The 5,468-nt window shown below is 69.3% G+C and carries 3 protein-coding genes; 2 read left to right on the top strand and 1 reads right to left on the bottom strand.

The genetic code is table 11. The features are described 5' to 3' along the window. Window positions 1-42 precede the first annotated feature (42 nt). Window positions 43-1,338: a sugar ABC transporter substrate-binding protein gene (locus ABZ406_RS30775; RefSeq protein WP_357769071.1), complete on the bottom strand. Its 1,296-nt coding sequence runs from the start codon at window positions 1,336-1,338 to the stop codon at window positions 43-45. A 236-nt stretch (window positions 1,339-1,574) separates the two neighbouring features. Between ABZ406_RS30775 and ABZ406_RS30770 the strand changes: the two genes are divergently transcribed. Next, window positions 1,575-2,774, top strand: a complete 1,200-nt coding sequence (locus tag ABZ406_RS30770) for an ROK family transcriptional regulator (protein WP_357769069.1) — start codon at window positions 1,575-1,577, stop codon at window positions 2,772-2,774. Between the two features lie 364 nt (window positions 2,775-3,138). Then, window positions 3,139-5,364 (top strand): discoidin domain-containing protein, encoded by a 2,226-nt coding sequence (locus tag ABZ406_RS30765; RefSeq protein ID WP_357769067.1) that lies wholly within the window; start codon window positions 3,139-3,141, stop codon window positions 5,362-5,364. Window positions 5,365-5,468: the final 104 nt, after the last annotated feature.

Below are 5,468 nucleotides of genomic sequence, written 5' to 3'. Positions count from 1 at the left end.
GTCGGGTTCAGCACCCGACCACGGCCACCGGTCACGCCTCGGTCAGCGCATCTTCTGCTGCGCGTCGGTCAGCTTCGCCTTCACCGAGTCCTCGGTGACCGGCTTGCCGCTGGCCGCGTCGGCGAACAGATCCTTCATCGCGGTGCCGACCAGGGTCTCGAAGGTGCTCTCCTCGGGCACCTGCGGCAGCGGGGCCGCGGTGGTGACGAGGGTCTCCTGGATGGACTTCTGCTCCGGGGCGCTGAACGCCGGGTCGGAGGCAGCCGTCTTCACCGCTGGCAGCGAGCCGTACGTCTTGTTGAGGATCGTCTGCTCTTCGTCGCTGGTCATGAACTTGACGAAGCTCAGCGCGCCGTCCTTGTTCTTGGTGTGCTTGAAGACCGCCATGTTGATCCCGGCGACCATGCTGTTGACCTTCTTGCCGCCGGCCGGCGGGCTGGCCAGGAACGGCACCGGGGCCACCCCGTACGCGTCCGCGGGCATGTTCTGCGTCTTCAGGTTCGACCCGGCGGACTGCCACAGCAGCATGGCGGCCTTGCCGTTGGCGAAGTCGGAGACCGACTGGTTCTGCGCGTACTCCGCGTTGCTCGGGTTGGTGATCTTGTCAGCGGCCATGAAGTCGACGTACCGCTTGATCGCCGAGACGTTCTGCGGGGTGTCGAAGGTCGGCTTGCCGGCCGAGTCGAACCACTCGCCGCCGTACTGCTGGCTGAAGGTGAAGGCGTGGTGGGCGTTCTCCGACGGGTTGGCCCCCTCGATCGCCAGGCCCCACTTGCCGCCGGTGCTCAGCTTCTTGCCGTACTCGACGACCTGCTCCCAGGTGGTCGGCGGCGCGGTGATGCCGGCGTCGGCGAACGACTTCTTGTTGTAGTACAGGCTGTACGCCATGCTGTAGAGCGGCACGGCGGCCGGCGGCTTGCCGGGTGCGCCGGCGGCGGCGAGCGCGGCGGGCACGATCCGGTCCTTGCCGCCGACGGCCTGCAGGGCGGCGTCGTCGAACTCGACGAGCGCGCCGGTGGCCTGCAGCGACGCCGACCAGGTGTTGCCGATGTTCACCACGTCCGGGCCCTTGCCCGAGGTGGCGGCGGCCAGCAGACGGTTGAGCAGGTCCGACCAGGGGACCACCTCGACGTTGACCTTGATGCCGGTCTGCTTCTCGAACTTGTCCAGCTCGGGCTGGAGGGTGGCCTTGTCGGCCTCCAGGCTGGCGCCCTGGTTGCTGGCCCAGTAGGTGAGCGTCTTGGGCGCTGCGGCGGAGTCGTCGCCGGAGCCACAGGCGGTGAGCGATGCGGCGGCCAGTACGGCGGCGGTGAATATCCCGAGGTGTCGTCTCGACACGGGTCAGCCCTTCCGGTGCGTGGTGGGGGTCCACCGACCGTCGTCGCCGATAGGGGTCGGGCGACGGGTGGCCGGTTGCGGACAGGGGTTCGGGGGTGCGCCGTCGGGTTCGTCGGCGTTTCCCGGGAGTTACATCACGGCTTAATTTATGTCGTCATTAAAGTTGCTGGTCGGTGGGTCGTCAAGCACGGGGCGGTTACAGTCGCCTCGAACGGCCGACAGGAACGAGGTGACGAGTGGAGCTGGCGCGTGCCACCAACCGCAGCGTGCGGCTGCGCAACCGGTCCGCCCTGCTGACCAAGCTCTTCCTGGACGGCCCGCTCACCCGGCAGGACCTGGTACGCAGCACCGGGCTGAGCCAGCCCGCGGTCAGCAACGTGGTCGCCGACATGATCGACGAAGGGTTGGTCGCCGAGGCCGGCGCCGCCGAGTCCGACGGCGGCCGGCCCAGCATGCTGCTGCGGATCGCGCCCCGCTTCGCGTTCCTGATCGGCGTGGACGTCGGCGAGACCCGGGTCCGGGTGGAGCTGTTCGACTTCGCGATGACCCTGCTGGGCAGCGTCGAGTATCCACTCGACCCGGCCCGTACCGAGCCCGACCTGGTGGCCGGGCACGTGCTGACCGGCATCGACGCGGTCACCGGGCCGGCCGGGGTGGCCCCCGGCGACGTGCTCGGCGTCGGCATCGGCGTGTCCGGTGTGGTCGAGCAGGGCACCGAGGCCGTCGTGCACGCCCAGGCCCTCGGCTGGGACCGGGTGCCGCTGGAGCGGCTGATCAGCGCGGGCACCGACCTGCCGCTGCACATCGACAACGGCGCGAAGACCCTCGGCCAGGCCGAGATGTGGTTCGGCGCCGGCCGGGGCGCCCGGCACGCCGTCTTCGCCCTGGTCGGCTCCGGGGTGGGCGCGTCGGTGGTGACGAACGGCGCCACCTACCGGGGCGCGTCGAGCAGCGCGGGGGAGTGGGGGCACACCACCCTGGTGTACGGCGGCCGGGCCTGCCGGTGCGGCGCGCGCGGCTGCCTGGAGGCGTACGTCGGGGCGGAGGCGATCATCGACCGCTACCGGGAGGCGCGCCGAGGTCGACAGGTGCCCGGAGAGGACGAGGAGTCCCAGATCGCCGCGCTGGTCGCCGCCGCCGAGACCTCGGCCACCGCCCGACGGGTGCTGGACGACACCGCCGGCTACCTCGGTGCCGGGGTGGCCAACCTGATCAATCTGTTCAACCCGGAGCGCGTGGTGCTCGGCGGCTGGGCGGCGATGGCGCTCGGCGACCTGCTGCCGGCTGTACGGGAGGCGGCCGGCCGGCAGGCGCTGCGCCAGCCGTACGAGCAGGCGTCGATCGAGCTGTGCCGGCTCGGGGTGGACGCGGTCGCCCTGGGCGCGGCGACCCTCCCCGTCGCCCGCTTCCTCACCGACGGCGGCGTCCGCCGCTAACTGCCCACCTCCGTACCCCACCGGGGTGCCCCACCGCCGTGCCCCACCGCCGTGCCCGATCCCGGTGATCAAGAGGTTCGCGTCATCCGAAGAGCGATTGCTGACGCGAACCTCTTGAGCACCGTGGGTCAGGACGGCGGCGGCGACCGTTTGGCAGGCACTTGAATTACGCAAAAACTGATTCTCGGGATAAATAACGGTGTTATAGATCGATGTCTTGACGCCACCGCAATCTCGCCGCAACACTCCTACGAGAGCGCTCTCCTTCCCCCGGCGTCGCATCGGCGGCACCACCCACGGCGCTACGGGCGAGCCTGATCCCATCCCTGCGGCAACCCGTAACCCCCTATCGACAGGCAATGTCATGACATCTCGTGCTACATCCGTACGCCCCCGTCCCCGAGTCGTTCGGCATCTGCTCGTCGGGCTCTCCGTGGCCCTGGTCGCGGCGCTCACCCCGACCGGAACCACCGCACCCGCGCAGGCCGCCCCCACCCTGCTGTCGCAGGGCCGTACGGCCACCGCCTCGTCCACCGAGAACGGCGGCACCCCGGCCGCCGCCGCCGTCGACGGCAACACCGGAACCCGCTGGTCCAGCGCGTTCAGCGACCCGCAGTGGCTCCAGGTCGACCTCGGTGCCCGCGCCACCATCAGCCAGGTAAACCTGCTCTGGGAGGGCGCCTACGGCCGGGCCTTCCAGCTCCAGACCTCCGACAACGGGTCCACCTGGACCACGATCTACTCGACCACCACCAGCACCGGCGGCACCCAGAACCTCACCGTCTCCGGCGCCGGCCGCTACGTCCGCATGTACGGCACCACCCGGGGCACCGGCTACGGCTACTCGCTCTGGGAGTTCCAGGTCTACGGCGAGACCGGCGGCGGCACCAACGAGCCCCCGGTGACGCCCACCGACCCGTACAACCCGAACCTCGGCGCGAACACGTACGTCTTCGACCCGAGCACCCCGACGTCGACGATCCAGAGTCGACTCAACACCATCTTCACCCAGCAGGAGACCAACCAGTTCGGCGCGCAGCGCTACGCCGTGCTGTTCAAGCCCGGCACCTACACCGCCGATGTCAACCTCGGTTTCTTCACCCAGGTCGCCGGCCTCGGCATGAGCCCCGACGACGTCAACCTCAACGGGCACGTCCGGGCCGAGGCGACGTGGTTCGGCGGCAACGCCACCCAGAACTTCTGGCGGGCCGCGGAGAACCTCTCGGTGACCCTGCCCTCCGGGGTGAGCGTCGAGCGCTGGGCGGTGTCCCAGGCCGCGCCGTACCGGCGGATGCACCTTCGTGGCGCGCAGAACCAGATCCAGCTCTGGAACGGCGGCGACGGCTGGTCCAGCGGCGGCCTGCTGGCGGACACCCGCATCGACGGCCTGGTCGTCTCCGGCTCGCAGCAGCAGTGGTACTCCCGCAACAGCGAGTTCGGCAACGGCTGGACCGGCTCGGTGTGGAACATGGTCTTCCAGGGCGTCAACGGCGCACCGGCGCCGAGCTTCCCCAACCCGTCGCACACGGTGATCGCGCAGACCCCGCAGGTGCGGGAGAAGCCCTTCCTGTACGTGACCGGCAGCGGTGAGTACCGGGTGTTCGTGCCCGCACTGCGCACCAACTCCACGGGCACCAGCTGGTACAACAAGACCCCGGCCGGCTCGTCCCTGTCGCTGTCGCAGTTCTTCGTCGTCCAGCCCGGCACCAGCGCGGCCACCATCAACGCGGCACTCGCCCAGGGCAAGCACCTGCTCTTCACCCCGGGCGTGCACCGCATCAGCGAGCCGATCCAGGTCAACCGGGCCGACACGGTGATCCTCGGCCTCGGCCTGGCCACCATCCAGGCCGACAACGGCACCGTGGGTATGCGGGTGGCCGACGTGGACGGCGTCAAGGTTGCCGGCATCATGTTCGAGGCCGGCACCACCAACTCGCCGGTGCTGATGGAGGTCGGGCCGTCCGGCTCGTCTGCGAGCCACGCCTCGAACCCGACCTCGCTGCACGACGTGTTCTTCCGCATCGGTGGGCCGCACGTCGGCAAGGCCACGAACACGCTGACAGTCAACAGCGACAACGTGATCGGTGACCACATGTGGCTGTGGCGGGCCGACCACGCCGCCAGCGGCGTACCGACCGGGTGGACGCTGAACACCGCCGACACCGGGCTCACCGTCAACGGCGACAACGTCACCATGTACGGCCTCTTCGTCGAGCACTACCAGAAGTACCAGACCATCTGGAACGGCAACGGCGGGCGGACGTACTTCTACCAGAACGAACTGCCGTACGACGTGCCGAACCAGGCTGCCTGGATGAACGGGTCGACCCGGGGTTACGCCGCGTACAAGGTCGCCGATTCGGTGACCAGCCACCAGGCGTACGGGCTGGGTAGCTACAGCTACTTCAACGTCAACCCCGCAGTCGTCGAGGAGCACTCCTTCGAGGTGCCCGTCAACTCGAACGTGCGCTTCACGAACATGGTCACCGTCTCGCTCGGTGGCGTCGGCACCATCAACCGGGTGATCAACAACGCCGGCGGCACCGCGAACGCGGCCAACCAGACGGTGTACCTGACCACCTACCCCTGACCGGGGCGCCCGCGCCGGCCCGGCCCTCAGTGACCGGGCCGGCCGGGTTGATCGGAACTGACCAAGACTATACACCCGAAACAGAAAGCGATCTCTCTGAAGAC

Source organism: Micromonospora sp. NPDC005710 (assembly GCF_040630995.1).
Lineage (GTDB): Bacteria > Actinomycetota > Actinomycetes > Mycobacteriales > Micromonosporaceae > Micromonospora.
Note: the sequence above shows the minus strand (reverse complement) of the source record. Positions and strands in the feature narration are given on the sequence as shown.

Excerpts from the sequence above, each read along its gene's own strand:
- ABZ406_RS30765 (WP_357769067.1), top strand. The coding sequence starts at position 3,139 with ATGACATCTCGTGCTACATCCGTACGCCCCCGTCCCCGAGTCGTTCGG.